Origin of the sequence: Burkholderia sp. Bp9140, from assembly GCF_003853425.1 — a bacterium.
Taxonomy (GTDB): domain Bacteria; phylum Pseudomonadota; class Gammaproteobacteria; order Burkholderiales; family Burkholderiaceae; genus Burkholderia.
This window is the reverse complement of sequence record NZ_QTPQ01000015.1, coordinates 90,860-110,152: the sequence shown is the minus strand read 5'-3', so window position 1 is coordinate 110,152 and position 19,293 is coordinate 90,860. Positions and strand designations below refer to the sequence as shown.

General features: G+C 61.4%; 16 protein-coding genes. 10 read left to right on the top strand and 6 right to left on the bottom strand.

Annotated features, from left to right (window positions below; genetic code table 11):
- Nucleotides 1–15: 15 nt before the first annotated feature.
- Entirely contained in the window at nt 16–1,542 is a 1,527-nt protein-coding gene (locus tag DIE21_RS14735) for an amidase (protein WP_124498381.1), read from the bottom strand.
- Nucleotides 1,543–1,564: 22 nt separating this feature from the next.
- Complete coding sequence (locus DIE21_RS14730) at nt 1,565–2,854, bottom strand: MFS transporter (RefSeq protein WP_124498433.1); 1,290 nt, start codon at nt 2,852–2,854, stop codon at nt 1,565–1,567.
- 106 nt (nt 2,855–2,960) lie between these two features.
- On the opposite strand from DIE21_RS14730, the gene DIE21_RS14725 reads away from it, so the two are divergent.
- Nucleotides 2,961–3,614: a helix-turn-helix domain-containing protein gene (locus DIE21_RS14725; RefSeq protein WP_124498432.1), complete on the top strand. Its 654-nt coding sequence runs from the start codon at nt 2,961–2,963 to the stop codon at nt 3,612–3,614.
- A gap of 169 nt (nt 3,615–3,783) precedes the next feature.
- Here the strand turns inward: DIE21_RS14725 and DIE21_RS14720 are convergent, their stop codons facing one another.
- The 4 genes from DIE21_RS14720 to purU form a co-directional block, all read right to left on the bottom strand.
- The gene (locus DIE21_RS14720) at nt 3,784–4,134 is read right to left on the bottom strand and encodes a cupin domain-containing protein (RefSeq protein ID WP_124498380.1); all 351 of its coding nucleotides are present in this window, start codon (nt 4,132–4,134) and stop codon (nt 3,784–3,786) included.
- Between the two features lie 11 nt (nt 4,135–4,145).
- Nucleotides 4,146–5,621: an FAD-binding oxidoreductase gene (locus DIE21_RS14715; RefSeq protein WP_260432493.1), complete on the bottom strand. Its 1,476-nt coding sequence runs from the start codon at nt 5,619–5,621 to the stop codon at nt 4,146–4,148.
- Between the two features lie 355 nt (nt 5,622–5,976).
- The gene (locus DIE21_RS14710) at nt 5,977–6,822 is read right to left on the bottom strand and encodes a tetrahydrofolate dehydrogenase/cyclohydrolase catalytic domain-containing protein (RefSeq protein WP_124498379.1); all 846 of its coding nucleotides are present in this window, start codon (nt 6,820–6,822) and stop codon (nt 5,977–5,979) included.
- Nucleotides 6,823–6,848: 26 nt separating this feature from the next.
- A complete protein-coding gene (gene purU, locus DIE21_RS14705) occupies nt 6,849–7,739 on the bottom strand; it encodes a formyltetrahydrofolate deformylase (RefSeq protein ID WP_124498378.1) in 891 nt (296 codons plus the stop codon).
- 322 nt (nt 7,740–8,061) lie between these two features.
- Between purU and DIE21_RS14700 the strand changes: the two genes are divergently transcribed.
- The 9 genes from DIE21_RS14700 to DIE21_RS14660 all read left to right on the top strand — a co-directional run bounded on the left by DIE21_RS14700 (nt 8,062) and on the right by DIE21_RS14660 (nt 19,227).
- Entirely contained in the window at nt 8,062–10,512 is a 2,451-nt protein-coding gene (locus DIE21_RS14700) for an FAD-dependent oxidoreductase (protein WP_124498377.1), read from the top strand.
- Between the two features lie 54 nt (nt 10,513–10,566).
- On the top strand, nt 10,567–11,316 hold the full coding sequence (locus DIE21_RS14695) for an electron transfer flavoprotein subunit beta/FixA family protein (protein ID WP_124498376.1): 750 nt from the start codon (nt 10,567–10,569) through the stop codon (nt 11,314–11,316).
- A gap of 1 nt (nt 11,317) precedes the next feature.
- Nucleotides 11,318–12,265 (top strand): electron transfer flavoprotein subunit alpha/FixB family protein, encoded by a 948-nt coding sequence (locus DIE21_RS14690; protein ID WP_124498375.1) that lies wholly within the window; start codon nt 11,318–11,320, stop codon nt 12,263–12,265.
- Nucleotides 12,266–12,410: 145 nt separating this feature from the next.
- Nucleotides 12,411–13,019, top strand: a complete 609-nt coding sequence (locus DIE21_RS14685; RefSeq protein WP_124498374.1) for a helix-turn-helix domain-containing protein — start codon at nt 12,411–12,413, stop codon at nt 13,017–13,019.
- A gap of 117 nt (nt 13,020–13,136) precedes the next feature.
- Nucleotides 13,137–13,742 (top strand): short chain dehydrogenase, encoded by a 606-nt coding sequence (locus DIE21_RS14680; RefSeq protein ID WP_124498373.1) that lies wholly within the window; start codon nt 13,137–13,139, stop codon nt 13,740–13,742.
- A gap of 725 nt (nt 13,743–14,467) precedes the next feature.
- Complete coding sequence (locus DIE21_RS14675) at nt 14,468–15,616, top strand: porin (RefSeq protein ID WP_124498372.1); 1,149 nt, start codon at nt 14,468–14,470, stop codon at nt 15,614–15,616.
- A 459-nt stretch (nt 15,617–16,075) separates the two neighbouring features.
- Nucleotides 16,076–17,422 carry an FAD-binding oxidoreductase gene (locus DIE21_RS14670; RefSeq protein WP_260432492.1) on the top strand — a complete coding sequence of 449 codons (1,347 nt, stop codon included), beginning with the start codon at nt 16,076–16,078 and terminating at the stop codon, nt 17,420–17,422.
- 28 nt (nt 17,423–17,450) lie between these two features.
- Nucleotides 17,451–18,323 carry a dihydrodipicolinate synthase family protein gene (locus DIE21_RS14665; RefSeq protein ID WP_124498371.1) on the top strand — a complete coding sequence of 291 codons (873 nt, stop codon included), beginning with the start codon at nt 17,451–17,453 and terminating at the stop codon, nt 18,321–18,323.
- 52 nt (nt 18,324–18,375) lie between these two features.
- Nucleotides 18,376–19,227, top strand: a complete 852-nt coding sequence (locus DIE21_RS14660; RefSeq protein WP_124498370.1) for a glycine betaine ABC transporter substrate-binding protein — start codon at nt 18,376–18,378, stop codon at nt 19,225–19,227.
- Nucleotides 19,228–19,293: the final 66 nt, after the last annotated feature.

The window sequence follows — 19,293 nt, the reverse complement described above, 5'->3', positions numbered from 1 at the left end:
ATGGATTGGGGTTGTTTATACCGATGGCATGCCGGCCGGGCCGTCGCCCGCGGCATCGAGAATGGGCGGCGCGGTGACGATTGACTTGAGCGCCGGGTTTGCTTGCGTGAGTGTCGACAGGTCGGGGCGCGGCCGGCGCAGCGTGGGCTCCTTGGCGAACGCCTGCTCCATCGCATGCGCAACGGCCAGCGTCTTGAGATCGTCGCGAAACGGGCCGACGATCTGCAAGCCGAAGGGCATGCCCGCGTGATCGACGCCGCACGGCAGCGAAATCGCGGGATGTGTCGTGAGCGTGACGACGTACGTCAACGCCAGCCAGCGATAGTAGTTCGCCTGTGCGCGGCCGTTGATTTGCGTGGCATGCAGCTCGCGCCACGGAAAGGGAGAAACGGGCGTGGTGGGCGACACGATCACGTCGTAACGTTCGAATGCGCGCTGGAAGCGCCCGAAAATACGCGTCTGTTCCGCGTGTGCCCAGGCACTGTCCGCGAGGGTCATCGCGGCGCCGATCTCGTAGTTCGCGCGTGTATTCGGTCCGAGCGCATCCGGCTCGCGCGCGTAGGCGTCGCGAAGTCCCGCGACGAAGCTTTCCGCGCGGATCACATCGAATGCGCGGTGCACGTCGCCGAGATCGAAATCAACGGGCTCGCATGTGCGTACCATCTTGCGAAGCGCGGACATCCGGGAACGGAACAGTGCCCGGATATCGTCGTCGACGTCGCACGCACCGAAGTCTTCCGTATAGCCGACGCGCAGGGTGGCGAGATCAAGCGCGGGCAACGCCGTGAAACCGGGTGCATCCGTCTCGTAGCTCAGTGGGTCGCCCGACGAGAGCCCGGCCGTCGCTGCAAGCTGCAATGCTGTTTCCTCGACGTCGCGGCCCATCGGTCCGACGACGGAGATGGGTGTCCATCCGAGCAGCCGCCGGGAGTTCGGCACGAGCCCCGGCGATGGCCTGAATCCGACTACGCCGCATTTCGATGCGGGAATGCGGAGCGAACCGCCCGTATCCGAGCCGGTGCAAATCGGCAGCATGTCGCAGGCGAGGGCGACGGCCGACCCGCCCGACGAGCCACCCGCATTCAGTTCAGGATTGAACGGATTGCCGGTCGCGCCCCATACCGGATTGCGCGTGTTGGCGCCCGCCCCGAGTTCCGGCACGTTCGTCTTGCCGACGAGAATCGCGCCGGCGGCGCGCAGCCTTTCGACCAGCACCACGTCGCGAGACGGTACATGGCCGCGCGACATCGGCGAGCCGTAGGTGGTGAGCAGCCCTGCCGTATCTTCGAGATCCTTCACCCCGAGCGGCAGGCCGTGCAGCAGTCCCAGGCGTTCACCGGCGAGCACTTTGCGCTCGGCTGCCTTCGCTGCGTCGCGCGCCGCGTCGTAGCAGGTAGCCGTGATCGCATTGACCGCGGGGTTGATGGCTTCGATCCGTTCGATGCACGCATCGAGCAGTTCGACGGGCGAAATCTCTTTCGCGCCGATCATGCGTCGCAACTCGACGGCATTGCGGCTGACGAGATCGTCGTTATCGGACATGGGTTTTCCTGGATGCCAAGGTTCAGGAGAGCGCTTCGCCCGTGCGATCGCGCAGCCAGATCACGGGTACGAGCGAGATCGCGCAAGCTGCAGCGACATACCACGCGGGCGCGAGCGCATTGCCGGTGCGCGCGACGAGCCAGCTCGCGACGAACGGTGAGAATCCGCCGAAAAACGACGCGCTCACGACGTAGGTCAGTGCGATGCCTGTCGCACGCACGTGCTTCGGGAACAGCTCCGGTATCATCACGAGCACGGGCACGATCTGCCCGGCGACGAACAGCGACAGGAACACGGACACGGCGCACAGCCGCCATGCCGAAGGCTGGGCCGACAACCACGCAAACGCGGGATAAACGGTCAGCATCAGGATCACCCGCGACACCACGAGCACGCGCTTGCGGCTGTAGCGATCCGCGAGCTTGCCGGCAATGGGTGCGGCGGCGAACAGCACGAGCGAACTGACCATGCCTGACACAACCGATGCGGTCGGCGAAAGGTGCAGCGCCCGCACGGCGTGGCTTGGCAGGAAGAACGCCGTGATGTAGACGGACACCGAGCCGCCGAGCTCCGCGAACGTGCCGAGAATGGTCAGCCTGAGGTGCGTGGTGAGTGCGGCCTTCAACGCGCCACGTCGATGCGTGCCGCCGGACGCGGAATCGCTCAGTGTTTCCTCGAGGCGTCGACGGATCAGCATGCCGACCGGCGCCGCAACGATGCCTAATACGAACGGAATGCGCCAGCCCCAGGCGAGCACGGCTTCCTTGGGCAGCATCGTGTTAATGAGTGTCGCTACCGCCGCGCCCAGCGCGACACCGAGCGCGGTTGCGGAGAAATTCCAGCTTGCGAAGTAGGCCCGGGTCGAATCGGATGCATATTCGACGAGCAATGTCGTGCCGGGGCCAAACTCGCCGCCTGCCGCGAAACCCTGAATCAATCGCGCCGCAAGCACGATGAACGGTGCGACCATGCCCGCCGCCGCCGCATAGGTCGGCGCGCAGGCGATCAGCGCGCAACTGAGTGCCATCAGCATGATGGTCAGCACCATCGCCTTCTTGCGCCCGGCACGATCGGCGTATGCGCCGATGACGACGCCGCCGAGCGGTCTCACGACAAACCCCACGCCGAACACGCCGATCGACAGCAGAAACTGGTTCACTGGCGAAGCAGACGGGAAAAACAGTTGTCCTATCTGAATCGCGAAGAAACTGTAGATGGTGAAATCGTAGAACTCCAGCGCCGTGCCGAGCGTCGTCGCGGCAATGACCTGGGTCTTCGACAGACCGGCTTTCTCCAATGCAAGCGCTGACACGGTGGCGGCTCCTTCTGGACAGGCCTCGATGCGAGTTATCATATACGAGAAAAAATTAATTCTCGTATACGACAAAACCCGTATGACTGTCCAGGGAGTACGTTTGATGGCAAGATCCGCCGCGCGCAAGGCGCCCGCACCTGTCGAGGCTTCAGCGCAAATCGATCACAAGGCGGTTGGCGCGCGTTTGCGCGAGGCGCGCAAGGCGCAGGGCCTGACGTTGACGGATTTGTCGGCGCGGTCCGGCATTGCCGTGTCGACGATCTCGAAGGCGGAGCGCGGCGACATCGCCCTTACCTACGACAAGTTCGCGGCGCTCGCCCATGCGCTGGAAATCGGCTTCGACGAACTGTTCGGACGCGCGCGGCCGGCCGCCACGGGTCATATCGTGCCGACCTTCACGGCCGCCGGGCAGCAGATGGTCTACAACACGCCGAACTACGAATACCACATGCTCGCCAACGAGCTGACGGGCAAGCGCATGGTGCCGATGCGTGGCCATGTGCGGGCCCGCAAGCTCTCCGACTTTCCAGACTACATTCGCCACAGTGGCGAGGAGTTCGTGTTCCTGCTGCAGGGTTCGCTCGAGCTCAGGTTCGAGACTGGAGCGGTGTTTCAACTCAAGCCCGGCGACAGCCTGTATTTCGACAGTTCCGTCGGACACGTGTATCTCAGCACCGGAAAAGCGCCCGCGGAGGTGCTGGTGTGCTGCGTTGACACTGACGCGCATCGGCGTGCCGATGCGTCGCCGGGTATCTGACCGTGTTGCAACCGCGCGCGACGTTGCCGGCCAGGCTGCACCAACCAATCGTCGTCGCGCTGCTGCGGACAAGTGCGATACCTTGGCGTCCCGCTGCTTCTGCCTTCTTCCGCAGTCTCTCGGCCCGCGGCATGCCCCACCACTGCGGGCCACGCACGCGAGCCGCGCATCAGTAGATCGCGTAGACTTTTTTCACCGGTTCAATGATGTCCCAACGCCCGGTCCAGCCCGGCGGCAGGATGACGAGATCGCCCGCGCCGATTTCGACGACTTCGCCGCTCGCGTCATCGGTCAGGGTAGCGCGCCCCGACAGGATGTACGTGAACTCCGTATCGGGACGGTTGACGATCGGCCAGCCGCCGGGTTGGCACTCCCATATTCCAAGGTTGCCCGTTGCGTTCTTCGCGAGTTCTTGAGTGGCGATCTGAGGATCGCCCCTGTCGGCGCCGGTGCGTTGCCCGCGAGGGGTCAGCTCGGCCGATGCAATTTGCTGTGCCTTCAAGACGGTGAATTGGTTCATGCAAGCCTCTCTTAATGCGCGCCCGTCAGCTTTTCCATAAGCATGGCAGTACGCGATGGATGATGGGTCCACTTCTCTTCGCGATCGCTCAACCCCGCAGCGAAAAGGCCGCCGTTGATGCCGAGCCAACGCAACGGTTCTGCTTCCCACGCAGGCGACCGGTGATTGACGAGCGGCAAGCTATTGACTTCCTCGTCAACACCAAGGATGAGATTGCGCAGAATGCGCCCGGCCAGATTGCTGGTCGCGACACCGTCCCCCGCATAGTTGCCGGCCCAAGCGATGCGAGTACGCCTGTCCATGCTCACGCTTGGACACCAATCACGGGCGACACCGAGCGCACCGCCCCAGCGGTGAGTGATGGCCGCGTCGGCCAGTTCCGGAAAGAGCTCCACCATCGATTCCCGGATTTGGTCATGAGCATCCCCGAGGTCATCCGACATCGTCGATCCCCATCTATATGGGGCGCCGCGACCGCCGAAAACCAGTCGCCCTTCGGCCGTCACCTGGCCATACACGCGAAGATGGCGCATATCGTTGAACGCGAGACGATGGTCGAGGTGCAATTTCCGGCGCAACTCGAGCGGCAAAGGCTCCGTGGCAAGGACGAGGGAGTAGAGGGGAACGACGGAGCGATGATTTTCGGGTTGCTGACACGAGAACGCCTCCGTTGCACGGACGACCGTCTCTGCCTTTACCTTTCCGTTGTCCGTGCTGACGACCCCCGGTCCGATGCTGATGACCTCGGAGCGCTCGTAGATGCGCGCGCCCATGCTTTCGACCAATTTCGCCAGGCCGTGCACCAGTTTTCCTGGATGGATGACCGCGCAATGCTCCGTGTAGAGCGCACCGATCACATTCGTCGCACGCACCTTTTCGCGCGCTGCAGCGGAATCCAGCGCCCGCCATTGAGCAGGAAGGCCGAAACGCGTGGAAGCCTCCACGGCCGCGCGAGCCCGGACAAGTTGTGCGTCGCTGCGAGCCAGGGATATGAAGCCTTCCTTTTTGAAATCCGCATCCAGACGTTCCAGATCGAGCACCCGGCCGATCTCGTCGACAGTCTCGTTCATGGCCGCCTGCAGATGCAGGGCGGCATCATGCGAATACATCTGCGCCACGCGCGAAAGTGAGATCGGGAAAATCGCCGATGCCCATCCACCATTGCGTCCGGAGGCACCAAACCCGACGACATCTCGCTCGACAAGCACCACTCGCAGCGAGGGCCGGGCTTTCAACAAGTAGTACGTGGTCCAGAGTCCCGTGTAGCCAGCGCCGACGATGACCACATCCGCATCGATCGAACGGGTTAGCTGCTGGCGTCCCGGCCCGGGCTGAAACCACAGCGGCTTGGTTGACACACTCGGGCTCATTTGCGAAGGCATTTCTGATTCTCGGTCATCATGGAACAACTCGTCGTCGGCCAACGTGGCGGGCGTGACGAGCAACAAGGGGCCGCAGCCATGGCGGCAAAACAGGCGTTTGCCCACGCATGGGCGTGCTCTGAAATTGCACGGTAAAAAAATACACGCAAATATTTTTTCGTGCAAGAAATTTGTGGGGCGGTGCTTTCCTGTGAACGAGGGTACGCGTGATGATCTGCCACCGGCAGGTCCGGGTTGCACATTGAACAACGTCGAGCCGTTCATATCCGCAGTTGCAACGCGCTGATCTGATGGCGGCTATCCATTGCCCAAGCGCTCCTGCCTTTGTCTGCAGTCGGCCTCTGCGATAAAAAAAATGCCGGTCCTGGGACCGGCCAACACGCGATGCGTGGAGATATTCAGTGAAGGGCAGGAAGGTGCCGACGGGTACGCGGTTTCGGTTTTTCCCGTTGTGGCGCAGCTATCCGGCAGCCCTTTCCGCTGCAATGAGCGTCTGTGCGACCAGCATCGCGATCGTCATCGGACCCACTCCACCCGGTACGGGCGTGAGCGCCGCACAGCGCTCGCGTAGGCCTGATGGATCGACGTCGCCAATGCCGCCCGGGTGATACCCTGCGTCGATGACGATCGCGCCGTCCTTGATCCACGAGGACTTGATGAAGTGCGGTCTCCCGACCGCAGCGACGACGATGTCGGCGCGCCCGATCTCCTGCTCCAGGTCGACCGTCTTCGAATGGCACAACGTGACCGTGGCGTTCGCGTTCGAGAGCATCAGGGCCATCGGTTTGCCGAGAATAGGGCTCCGGCCCACCACGACCGCACGTTTGCCCGACACGTCGATTCCGTAATGCTCCAGTAGCGCCATGATGCCGGCTGGCGTGGCGGAACCGAACGCCGGCTCGCCCAGCGCCATGAGGCCGAACCCTGAACTTGTTACGCCGTCGACATCCTTTTGAAGCGCGATCCGGTCGAAGCACTGCCGTTCATCGATCTGGGGAGGCACGGGATGCTGGAGCAGGATGCCATGGACATCGGGATCCGCGTTCAGGGAATCGATGCGTGCAAGCAGCTCTTCCGTCGTGGTTTCGCGGGGCAAGACGAGCGCGCGGGAATCCATTCCGATTCGCCGGCAGGCGTTCCCCTTCATCTTGACGTAGGTTGCGGACGACTGGTCGTCGCCGACAAGGATCGTCGCGAGGATCGGCGTACGGCCACCATTTCGGTGCCGCAGGGCCTTCGTGCGTTCGGCGAGACTGGTCGCCACTTGTCCTGCCAGTCCCTTGCCATCGAGGGTGATGCTCACCATGTCACTTTCCAGGGGCGCGAATTGCGTTACTTGAATACGACCGTCTTGTTTCCGTTGAGGAACACACGGCTCTCGATATGGAACTTGACGGCTCGAGCGAGCGCCAGTTTTTCGGAGTCGCGACCGGCGGCGACCAGCTGTTCGGGGGAGAACGTATGGTCGACCCGTTCCACGACCTGCTCGATGATCGGCCCTTCATCGAGATCGCCGGTAACGTAGTGCGCCGTCGCACCGATGAGTTTTACGCCGCGGTCGAAAGCCTGGTGATAGGGTTTGGCGCCTTTGAATCCGGGCAGGAACGAGTGGTGAATGTTGATCGCCTTGCCTGAGAGTTCCCTGCACAAATCGTTCGACAGTACTTGCATATAGCGGGCAAGTACCACCAGATCACTGCGCGTGTCCGCGAAAATCTGCAGCAGCTTGGCTTCCTGCTCGCGCTTGTTCTCCGCCGTGACCGGCAGAACGTGGAAGGGAACATCGTGTCGCTCGACCAGGGAGCGAAGATCCGGGTGATTGGAAACGACGGCCGGAATGATCATCGGCAGCTCGCCCATGCGCTGGCGATACAGCAGGTCTTCCAGGCAGTGATCGAACTTCGACACCATGATCAGCACTCGGGCTCGATCGTCCAGCGCTCGCATTTCCCATTGCATGCCGAAAGCGGATGCCGTGGCCTTGAATGCTTCACGCAGTTCGTCCGCAGTCGGGCCAGGGTCCGTCTCGGTGTGAAATACCACGCGCGAAAAGTATCGCCCCTGGTCTTCGTCATCGAACTGCGCCATCTCGGTGATGTTGCACCCGCGATCAGCCAGGAAATTTCCGATGGCTGCGACGATGCCGCGCTTTCCGCGGCAGATGACTTTCAGAACAAAAGTTTGCGCGGATCGCGGCGGCAGCGCTTCATTGATGGAGGACATCGGGTTATTCCTAAGAGGGAAAACGAGCATGCGTCAGGACGGCAAGATGACAGCTTGGGTTGCATGTGCAAAAAAATAACTCGCTATGTTTTTTGTTGCAAGAATTTTTTCTCGCGAATATATTTTCCCTACAAACCCGGGTCGTTGGAACTCCTGGATGCCGAAGCGGCCTGTCGCAACGAAGCGACGCAGCGTTCGGCATCGCGGGCGCCTGCCGGGCTATCGCACGCGATGGAGTCATGCAGCGGGCGACTACGCCACCCTACCCGATGCAGCCTTCGGTGGAATGAGTTCTGGAAGTGCACCCAAAAAGGTCAACGAAATGATGAACCAGGTTCCTGCTCACGCAGACGTAGTTATCGTCGGAGGGGGCATTGTCGGATGCTCGATCGCATACCATCTGACCAAGCTCGGCATTACCGATGTCACGCTTTTGGAGCGGAAGCAGTTGACTTGCGGGACTACGTGGCATGCCGCTGGCCTGATCGGGCAACTGCGCAACAGCCGCCAGATGACCGAGCTGGCGAAGTACACGTCGGAGCTTCTCTACGAACTGGAGCGCGAGACGGGGCAGGCGACCGGTTTCAAGCAAAATGGCTCCATCAGCCTTGCCCTCAACCCGTCGCGTTTCGAGGAGCTCAAGCGCGGCGCATCGATGGCGAAGAACTTCGGGCTGGACGTGCAGGTGATCGGTTCATCCGACATCAAGGAGCTCTGGCCGATGCTCAATCTCGACGGGGTGGTCGGCGGGGTGTTTCTTCCCAAGGACGGCCAGGCCAATCCGACCGACATCACGCAGGCTTTCGCGAAGGGCGCACGAATGCGTGGCGCGAAGATCCTCGAGAATCAGAAGGTCGAGAAGCTGCTGGTCGAGAACGGTCGAGCGGTCGGTGTGCAGACGGCCGAAGGCGTGATCAAGGCCAATACCGTTGTACTGGCGGCCGGCATGTGGTCGCGCGAGCTCGCCGCGCAGATTGGTGTGTCACTGCCGCTGCATGCGGCGGAGCACTTCTACATCGTGACCGAATCGGTCGAAGGGCTGCCCGGCAATCTCCCGGTGCTGCGCGTGCCGGACGAGTGCGCCTACTACAAGGAAGACGCCGGCAAACTGCTGTTGGGTGCGTTCGAACCCGTCGCGAAACCGTGGGGGATGAAGGGCATTCCGGAAGACTTTTGCTTCGACGCGCTTCCCGACGATTTCGATCATTTCGAACCGATCCTTCTCGACGCGGCCAACCGTGTCCCCGTCCTCGAGAACACGGGAATCAAGACGTTTTTCAACGGACCTGAAAGCTTCACCCCTGACGACCGCTATCTGCTCGGCGAGACGGCGGAGGTGAAAGACCTGTTCGTGGCCTGCGGCTTCAATTCGATCGGTATCCAGAGTTCCGGCGGCGCGGGCAAGGCGCTCGCGGAATGGATCCGGGATCGCCGTCCTCCGATGGATCTGTCTGATGTCGATGTGCGACGCATGCACCCGTTCCAGGGCACGAAGCGCTACCTGCATGACCGTACCGTGGAAACGCTCGGCCTTCTGTATGCGATGCACTGGCCGTTCCGCCAGTTCGACACGGCCCGTGGTGCACGCCGTTCTCCGCTGCACGACCGCCTTGTCGCGGCCGGGGCCGTGATGGGGGAAGTCTCCGGATGGGAACGTGCAAACTGGTATGTGAAGCCCGGACAGAATGCGAGCTACGAATACAGCTGGGGGCGGCAAAACTGGTTCGAGAACGCCGGCGAAGAATGTCGCGCGGTGCGCGACGCTGTCGGGCTGTTCGACCAGACGTCGTTTGCCAAGTTTCTCGTGCAAGGTCCGGACGCCACGCGCGCGCTCAACCGGATCTCCGTTTCGGACGTCGACGTGCCTGTCGGCAAGATGGTGTACACGCAGTGGCTCAACGAGAAGGGCGGCATCGAGGCCGATCTGACGATCACGAGAACGGGACCCACGTCGTACATGGTCGTTACCGCGGGCGCGACCCAGAGCCGCGACTTCTCCTGGCTGGAGCGCAATATTCCGGCTGGTGCGCAATGTATCGCCACGGACATTTCTTCGAGCCTTGCCGTGTTCGGGATCATGGGGCCGAACTCGCGCGCGCTGCTTGAAAAGGTGTCGGGCGCGAACCTGTCGAACGACGCGTTTCCGTTCGCGACTTCGCGCGAGATCGAGATCGGATATGCGCGAGTGCGTGCGAGCCGTATCACGTTCGTCGGCGAACTGGGGTGGGAACTGTATGTGCCGGTGGAGTTCGCGCTTCACGTTTATGAACTGCTCGTCAAGGAAGGTGAACAGTTCGGGTTGCGTCTGGCCGGCTATCACGCGATGAACAGTTGCCGTACCGAGAAGGGCTATCGACACTGGGGCCACGATCTGACGATCGAGGACAATCCGCTCGAAGCGGGTCTCGGATTCTGCGTCGCATGGGACAAGCCCGACGGCTTCATCGGCCTCGAAGCGCTGCGCGAAGCAAAGGCGGCCGGGCCGCTGACGCGCCGCATGGTCCAGTTCCAGCTCGAGGATCCGAGCAAGCTGCTCTATCACGAAGAGCCGATCTGGTGTAACGGCAGCATCGTGGGCTCGATCACGTCGGGCATGTACGGCCACCGTATCGACGCGTCGTTGGGCATGGGATACGTGTACAACGCCGATGGCGTGACCGCCGACTGGTTGGCTCAAAACAGGTTCGAGATCGAGGTCGCGTGGGAGAAAGTGCCCGCGAAAGCGAGCCTTGCTTCGTTCTACGATCCGAAGAACGAACGGATCAAGTGCTAGTTCCCGGGATAACGTCAGTGACGGCCCCGGGAGCGGGGCGGAAAGGATACAGAGATGAAGATCGTGGTTGCCGTGAAGCGGGTGGTCGATCCGAACGTGAATGTCCGGGTGAACGCCGACAACACCGGGGTTGATACCGCCAACCTGAAGATGTCGATGAACCCGTTCGATGAGGTGGCGGTGGAGCAGGCCGTACGGCTGAAGGAAGCTGGGGCCGCCGGTGAAGTCGTCGTCGTGTCGATTGGCCCGGAGAAGGTGGCAGAGACGCTCCGTACCGCTCTCGCGGTCGGCGCGGACCGCGCCATTCATGTTCAGACGGACGTCAACGTGGAGCCGCTCGCGGTCGCCAAGCTGCTGGTCGCCGTGGTGCGCAAGGAAGAGCCGACACTCGTACTGCTGGGCAAACAGGCGATCGACGACGACAGCAACCAGACCGGGCAGATGCTGGCAGGTCTGCTGGACTGGCCGCAGGCCACGTTCGTGTCGGCGCTGGCGCTGGACGGCGGGAACCTGCGGATCACGCGTGAAGTCGACGCCGGCACCCAGGAGCTCGTGTTGAAGATGCCGGCCATCGCGACCGTCGATTTGCGCCTGAATGATCCCCGGCACGCGTCATTGCCCAACATCATGAAGGCCAAGAAGAAGACGCTGGATACGATCACGCCAGACGCACTGGGCGTGGACGTGACACCGCGCGTGGCCGTCCTCGAGGTACGTCCGCCCGCGCAACGGCAGGCCGGGCGGAAGGTCGCGACGGTGCAGGAGCTCGTGAAGGAAATCAAGACGGTATTGGAGGCACGCTGACATGGCAGCGCTCGTTCTGGCAGATCACGATAATTCAGCGGTTGCTGCGGCAACCCGAAACGCAATCACCGCGGCCCGGGAGATGGCCGGCACGGTCGACGTTCTGGTGGGTGGAGAGAATTGTCGCAATGTCGCGGAGGAAATCGCGCGCCTCGAAGGCGTCCGGAAAGTTGTGTTGGCCCAGGCACCTTCGCTGGCGCATTACCTCCCGGAAAATGTTGCACCGCTGCTGGTCCTGATGGCTGGCGAGTATGAGCACATCGTCGCCCCTGCGACGACCAACGGAAAGAACGTGTTGCCGCGTGTTGCCGCACTGCTGGATGTTGCGCAGATCTCCGAGATCTCGGCGGTTGTGTCGAACGACACGTTCGAACGCCCGATCTATGCCGGCAACGCCATTGCCGTCGTCCGATCGAAGGATCCGGTCAAGGTGGTGACGGTGCGCGCGTCCCGATTTGCGCCGGCCGCCGATGTCGGCGCTGCAGCGTCGATCGACGAGCTCGAGTACGACGCAGACGCGGCTTCCAGCCGCTTCGTGCGTGACAACGTGTCGATTACGGAGCGGCCCGATCTGGCGACCGCTACCGTGGTCGTCTCGGGCGGGCGTGGTCTCGGGTCGAAGGAGGCGTTCGACTCGCTCGCAGCCCTCGCCGACACGATGAACGCGGCAGTCGGTGCGTCGCGCGCCGCGGTCGACGCCGGATTTGCGCCCAGCGACTTGCAGGTCGGGCAGACGGGCAAGGTGGTCGCCCCCGATCTGTATGTCGCGATCGGTATTTCCGGCGCCATCCAGCACCTTGCCGGCATGAAGGATTCGAAGACGATCGTCGCCATCAACAAGGATCCGGATGCGCCGATTTTCCAGATCGCTGATGTTGGCCTGGTCGGGGATCTTTTTGCCATCGTGCCCCAATTGAGGGCGGCGCTGGGCTCGGACGCGGCGGATTGACGGCGGCGCAAGGCGATCGGCGCTCGCGGATCAAAATCATCGTATCAATGTCTGCCGAGCTTTTCTGCCATCGAAAAACACGCCAAAATTTTTTTGTGGTAAATTTTGGAGGAATTTTTTACTCAATCAACGAGCGAGGATTGAAATGGTGCAAGTCGCGCGCGACGGCGGAGAAGGCACCGCCCTGGACGATTTTGCATTCGACCGGTTCGCTCTCGGCAACGAGATCCGCAAGCTGCGCAAGGCTCGATCAAAGACGTTGGCCGAGATTGCGCTCGCGACCGGCCGTTCGATCAGTTTTATCAGTCAACTGGAGCGCGGTCGCGCGGAGATTTCGATCTCGGATCTGCGGCGCGTGGCGCAGACGCTCGGCGTGCCGCTCGGATGGTTTTTCGTCTCCGAGACCAAGCCAACCGCGGAAGTGGGACGGATCGTGCGAGCGGGGGCCCGCCGACGCCTGGGCAGCGCTATCGATGGCTTGGTTGAAGAACTGCTTTCGCCGAACATCGGTGGCGCGTTCGAAACCTTTCTGAGCACCTTCGCGGCCGGCGCGTCGCTCGCAGAGCCGGCGCTGCGGGATACCGAAGAGGAAGGCTACGTCGTCAAGGGGCAGCTGGATATCTGGATCGGTGGAAACCATTTCGAGGTGTCGGCGGGCGACAGCTTCCGGATCGCGAGAGAGGAATTCCAGTGGGCCAACCGCGGTGATACGGACGCGGTGGTTGTTTGGGTGATCGCTCCGCCGACATATTGAGCGCACCCTGCGCGGCGATCAACGAGTCACGACGCGGCGTTTGGGCCGATCCGCGCAACGGCCCGTGGATCGTGGCCGTTGGCGGCTTATGTCTGAAGAACTTTTGTCGGGACAGGAATGAGCAAGATCGTAGTGATTGGAGCGACCGGCACCATCGGACGGGCAGTCGTGTCGGCACTGGGAGGGCGCCACGACATAATCGAGGTCGGCGCCACGCGCGGCGCGTATCACGTGGACGCCACCGATATCAGTAGCGTACGTCGCCTTTTCGAGCAGATCGGAAAGGTGGATGGCGTCGTGACCACCACGGGGCGAGTCCACTTCGGTCCACTGTCGGAGACAACTGTGGAGCAATTCGAGCTCGGTCTGCAGGACAAGCTGATGGGGCAGGTCAACGTCGTTCTCGCCGGACAGCAATGGATGAACGACGGCGGATCCTTCACGCTGACCAGCGGAATCAGCGGGCACGAGCCCGTTCGCGAGGGCACCAACGCATCGTGCGTGAATCTTGCGCTCGAGGGTTTTGTGATGAGCGCGGCGACCGAACTGCGCCGGGGCATGCGTATCAACCTGGTCAGCCCCACCATCCTCGAGGAGTCCGTTTCGGTTTTCGGCGACTACTTCCTGGGCTTTGAGCCCGTCAGCAGCGCCCGCGTCGGGCTTGCCTATCAGCGCAGTGTCGATGGTCCTGACACGGGTCGCGTGTACCGCGTCGGATATTGACCATCTTTTAACGCCGGCGCCGGCATTCTGCTGGTCCGGCGGCCCCCGTACGACCTTCCTTCCTGTTTGACGTGCCTCTGTTCGGATCCTGAAATCCGAACACACCGATGTGCCGTTTCGTCGCGTTGGCCGCGCATCGGATGACGACGTCCTTCATCGCTTCCGCTACCTTGCGGCTCCTTTCCGTACATTTGATCCTCGGCTTGGCAGGTTTGCGGCCCTGCGTCATTGACGCGCCCGCGGAGCCGGCGAGGGTGTCGAGCGCGTCATTCCGCGCGCGCTTCGGCCTCGGGCGCTTGCTCGCCATGGGTTTCATTTGTCAGTGAAAACGATCACCAACAATCTGCTTCAAGAAAAATTACCGGCTACTGGTTTGTTGCAAAAAAAATACCATGTAAATTTTTGTTGCAGGAATTTATTGACGTTCCTATAGTGGCCCCACCTGACCCGCGTGGGGGGCGAGGGGCGTCATCGATTCTTGCGCCGCGCGTGCGGGGACCGAGTGATTCGACTCGCGGTACATGGGGAGACGAAAGCGGTTCGCAGGTGCAAGCGACGAAATAGCGTGGCAGTCCTAACCTTATCGCCGCTTGCGACTTGCTTGCACGTCAGGTGTCGATGCACATGTGCGCGATGCCCGGCCTTCGACAGGTCGGGCCATCGAGCCGATGCGAGCGACGTGTTAGCGGACTGAAATCAAACAATGACGGTTTGGAGAACGATCGATGAAAAAGACTTGCATTGCAGCATCCGTTTTTCTGGTTTTCTCGGTTCCGGCGCTCGCGCAGAGCACGGTCACCCTGTACGGCCTGATCGACGAGGGCATTGATTTCACCAACAACGCCAAGGGTCACAAGGCTTACCAGATGGAGAGCGGCTACCTTGCCGGCAGCCGCTGGGGCATGAAAGGTACCGAGGATCTGGGCGGCGGCTATAAGGCTGTGTTCCAGATCGAGAGCGGGTTTGACGTCAATACGGGCAAGCTCGGCCAAGGCGGCCTTGGCATGGGTCGTCAAGCGTACGTCGGTATCGACAACGAGCGCTACGGTCGTGTGACGCTTGGCCGTCAGTACGACTCGCTGGTCGATTATCTGGCGCAGACGACGGTGACCGGCGGTTGGGGCGGCTACATCTTTGCTCATCCGTACGACAACGACAACGCGACCAACACGTTCCGCGTGAACAATACGGTCAAGTACGCAAGCCCGACGATCGCCGGCGGTCTGAACTTCGGCGGCACCTATAGTTTCAGCAACGACACGAACTTCGCGAACAACCGCCAGTACAGCGTGGGCGCGCAGTATGCCACGGGCGGTCTGCTGCTGGCCGCTGCATACCTGCAGGCGAACAACCCGTCTGCGACAGCATCGGGTGCGATCAATAACGGTGGCGACGAGAACTTCGTGGCGCAGCGACTGCGGATTTTCGGTGCGGGCGTCAACTACACGATCGGGGCTGCCACGCTCGGATTCGTCTACACGAACACCTACGTGTCTCAGCCGTTGAGCTCCGGCTATGTCGGCGCGATCACGCCGACGGCGGGGACGCTTTCGTCGCTGCGTTTCCAGAACTTCGAAGTCAACGGCAAGTACCAGTTCACGCCGGCGTTTTCGCTCGGGGCGGTTTACACCTACACGCACACGAACTTCAATACGACTGCCGGTAACGCACATCCGAACTATCACCAGGCGGGTTTGATGGCCAACTATCAGCTGTCGAAGCGGACGAACGTCTATCTGCAGGGCGCCTACCAGCATGTCAGCGGAGACAAGACGGGTTCCGTGCTTGATGTCGCATACGTGCCGGGCGCGGCGGACGTGTCCTCCAGCCGCAATCAAGTCGTCGTGCGCGCGGCGATCATGCACAAGTTCTAATCGAAAGCGCTTCTGTCCGACACAGGGGGCCGCCATTTGGCGGCCCCCTGTGTCGTCCTGGGCCGATGTTTTGGCGATGCTTGCCGGGTTTGGCCGCGATGTATGTAAGTGCTGCGGAACACCGGCGATGACTGCTGAACGTGTTTCCGGGTTGCGCGGCGGCACGATTTCCATCGCGAAAACGCGACGGACATGGCCCAACATGCCGGACTGCCTAAAATTCTCGTCAGAGAAAAAAATAAGGTAAATTTTTTATTGCGAAAATTTTAGGACGCTTCTATAGTCGAATCACGTTGAAGTCAGGGTCATTGTGTACACGCTGACGAAACGACGGTTGAGGTTCGCCAGCCTGCCTGGACCTCGACTTTCAGAGGCGCGCCGATGCCCGCCAGTCAGGACTGGAAGGTGTTCAGGACGCTGCAGCAGGTCGCAAAAAAGCGTCAATCGAGGAGATGAAAGTTGGCTGCGAATGTTTTGAACAAGCGCATTGAAGTCGCCCCGCCGCAACCGGACGCGACAGTATCCGGCTGGTACCTGACATCGGGACCGGATCTGCCGCTGAACCCGCTGCCGGGCGACGTCACATGCGATTGTCTCGTGATTGGCGCCGGATGGATGGGGCTGCATGCAGCCCGTCGATATGCCGAAGTGCGGCCGGATGCCAAGGTCGTGCTCGTCGATGCAGGCCGTATCGGCAACAACGCATCCGGGCGCTGCATGGGCTTCGCTATCGACCTGGCGCACAACCCGCGAAAGCACGACTTCGTCGAGGACGATCAAGGCAACCGCGACGAACTCTATGTGAACCGGGAAGGCAACGCCTACCTGCAGAGCGCTGTCGAGGAGCTGGGCGTCGATTGCGACTGGGATCCCCAGGGCAAGTATCACAGCGCCGCTACCGAGCATGGCGTTGCCGACCTGGTCGAGTTCTCGAAGGCCCTGGACAGAATGGGGCAGAAGTATCGCTGGATCGAGCGTGACGAAATGCGGGCGATGACGGGCAGCAAGCACTACATCAAGGCGCTGCACCATCCGGGCACGATCCTGCTGCAGCCCGCGAAGTACCTGAAGAACGCGGCGCGGGTATTGCCGAAGAACGTCGCCGTCTATGAGAACACCACGATCACGGCGGCCCAGTTCGGCCCGTCGCAACACGTCTTCGAAACCGCGAACGGCGTTATCCGTGCCGCAAAGGTCATTATCTGCGCGGCGGGGTATCTGACGAACTTTGGCTTCTACCGCAATACCGCCATCCCGGTCTACACGTTCGCCAGCATGACGCGTCAACTGACCGAGGACGAGATCAAGCGCCTGGGCGGCCAGCCGGCGTACGGCCTGATCCCGGCGAACAGCTTCGGGACGACCGTGCGACGCACGGTCGACAACCGCTTGTTCCTGCGCAACGTCTACGCGTATGCCAATCACTTCAAGACCACGCTCGAGGATGTCATGAACGCGCGTACCCAGCAGCAGGTCGCTTTCGACCGGCGCTGGCCCGAGCTTTCGTCCATCGGCTTCGAAGCAAGCTGGGGTGGGTTGCTGACGTTGGCGCAGAACGGCGGAATGGTCTGGGGCGAGTTGGCGCCCAACGTATATGGTGCGGCGTTCTGTAACGGCACCGGGGTTTCTCGCGGCACGGGGTTCGGAAAGGCAATCGCCGAGCTGGCAGCCGGGATGAATACGCCCGCTATCGAGATCCTCAGGAAAAAGACGGCACCGAGTCGTGCCTACCCGCGAATCATTACCTCCCTTGGCGTCAATTTCGTCGCTAACCGGCGTTTCAAGGAAGCAGGAATCGAAGTTTAAGTACAGGCAACTTTAGGAGAGTTCGAGAATGGCTAAGCTGGCTGGTGTCAACCTGGCAATGCAAACCCCTTTTAACGATGACGGGTCGATCGCGTTCGAGGTATTCGAAGACCTCGTCGAAAAATATATCGACGCAGGCGTCCACGGCCTGGTCTTCGGTGCAGGTACGGGGCAGCATCCGTACCTCACGGAGGCGGAATGCAACAAGCTCTATGAAGTCGGTGCGAAGCGCGTCAACGGCCGGTGCAATGTGATCTGCCAGACCTCCGCCCTGAACGTCGATGAGGTGGTTCGTCGTTCGCGTCACGCAGAGTCGATCGGGGCCGACGGGATCATGGTCCTCCCGCCGTACTTCGAGGGGCCGACCGACGATGATGGGCTGTTCGAGTTCTACAAGGAAATCGATGCGGCAGTCGGCGTGGAGATCATCGGCTACAACATTCCGCAGGCGACGGGAATTTCGGTGTCCGTCTCATTGCTGGCTCGACTCGGCGAACTGCCCAATTTCAAGTACATCAAGGATAGCGGTGGGGACATGACGACCCACCAGGAATACATCCGCACGTCGGTTGACGTACTCAACGGCTGCGATACGACGGCTATCTACGCGTTCATGGCCGGCGCGAAAGGCGCCATCTGGGGCGCCGCGAACTATATGCCGAAGGAAGCCGCGACGCTGTACAACCTGCTGCAGGCCAAGAACTACGCCGAAGCGTTCGCGCTGTGGCAAAAGATGTTGCCGTCCCTGCTGTTCATCTGGAGGTGCAACTACATTCCTTCCGTGCTCCGCGCCGCACAACTGCGTGGCTACGGCACCGGGCGCATGCGCAAGCCGCTCCGCGCGCTGTCGAAGGAGCAAGACCTGGCGCTTCAGGAAGCGCTGGCGCCGCTGTTTGGGTAAACCCACGCCGCGGTAGCAGAAGCAAATAGACCTATATCAATGGAGAAATGCCATGAGCAAGTGGTGGAGACTCGTTTCGTTTGTAACGATGTTGTGCTTCGCATGTGCAGCGGGTGCGGCGGAGAAGACCTTGGTCAAGCTTGGCACGATGGGATGGGAAGACCTCCTGCCGATGACGTTGATCACCAAGCGACTGCTTGAAAAGGAGGGATATCAGGTTCAGGTGACGAACTTCTCCGAATGGGGCATCGCGTATAGCGCCCTGGCTCGTGGCGATGTCGACATGCTGGTCTCGCAGATCAACTATGTCGCTTCCGATTACTGGTCCAAGAACAAGGACCGGCTCGAAAAGGTATCGGTCGTTTCGCACGGTCTGCGTCAAGGGATCGTCGTTCCCGACTACATGCCCATCAACTCGGTCGACCAATTGAACTCGGTCAAGGGGCAGATTGGCGGAAAGATCATCGGTATCGAACCGGGCTCGGGCCTCATGCGTGAAACGGCCAATGCGATCAAGCAGTACGGTCTCGACTACACGCTCGTCGACGGCAGCACGGCCGCGATGGTTGCACAGTTGCAGTCGACGCTGGAGCGCAAGCAGCCGATGGTGACCGTCCTGTGGACGCCGTCGTGGATGGTCCAGAAGTTCAAGGTCAAGTTCCTGAACGATCCGAAGCATGTTTTCGCGCCGCCGCAGACCTACTACTGGATCGCGAAGAAGGGGTTCTCGGCCGCAAATCCGCGACTCCGTGAAGTGGTGGCGAGCGAGTTCATTCCGATCGACGACGTCGTGCGCATCAACGGCGCGGTCAAGGACGGCAAGACGATGGACCAGGCAGTCGGCGACTGGTGGAAGGAAAACTCGGTACTGGTCGACAAATGGACGACGCTCTCCGCCAAGTAACGGAGCGGTAGCGGGTGCAGCGCGGCCATCGGCCGCGCCGCGCCCGCCCATCAAACGTGCCGGCCC

Coding starts and splice junctions, on each gene's coding strand:
- DIE21_RS14735 (WP_124498381.1), bottom strand. CDS start 1,542: ATGTCCGATAACGACGATCTCGTCAGCCGCAATGCCGTCGAGTTGCGA.
- DIE21_RS14725 (WP_124498432.1), top strand. CDS start 2,961: ATGGCAAGATCCGCCGCGCGCAAGGCGCCCGCACCTGTCGAGGCTTCA.
- DIE21_RS14720 (WP_124498380.1), bottom strand. CDS start 4,134: ATGAACCAATTCACCGTCTTGAAGGCACAGCAAATTGCATCGGCCGAG.
- DIE21_RS14710 (WP_124498379.1), bottom strand. CDS start 6,822: ATGGTGAGCATCACCCTCGATGGCAAGGGACTGGCAGGACAAGTGGCG.
- purU (WP_124498378.1), bottom strand. CDS start 7,739: ATGTCCTCCATCAATGAAGCGCTGCCGCCGCGATCCGCGCAAACTTTT.
- DIE21_RS14700 (WP_124498377.1), top strand. CDS start 8,062: ATGATGAACCAGGTTCCTGCTCACGCAGACGTAGTTATCGTCGGAGGG.
- DIE21_RS14695 (WP_124498376.1), top strand. CDS start 10,567: ATGAAGATCGTGGTTGCCGTGAAGCGGGTGGTCGATCCGAACGTGAAT.
- DIE21_RS14690 (WP_124498375.1), top strand. CDS start 11,318: ATGGCAGCGCTCGTTCTGGCAGATCACGATAATTCAGCGGTTGCTGCG.
- DIE21_RS14685 (WP_124498374.1), top strand. CDS start 12,411: ATGGTGCAAGTCGCGCGCGACGGCGGAGAAGGCACCGCCCTGGACGAT.
- DIE21_RS14680 (WP_124498373.1), top strand. CDS start 13,137: ATGAGCAAGATCGTAGTGATTGGAGCGACCGGCACCATCGGACGGGCA.
- DIE21_RS14675 (WP_124498372.1), top strand. CDS start 14,468: ATGAAAAAGACTTGCATTGCAGCATCCGTTTTTCTGGTTTTCTCGGTT.
- DIE21_RS14665 (WP_124498371.1), top strand. CDS start 17,451: ATGGCTAAGCTGGCTGGTGTCAACCTGGCAATGCAAACCCCTTTTAAC.
- DIE21_RS14660 (WP_124498370.1), top strand. CDS start 18,376: ATGAGCAAGTGGTGGAGACTCGTTTCGTTTGTAACGATGTTGTGCTTC.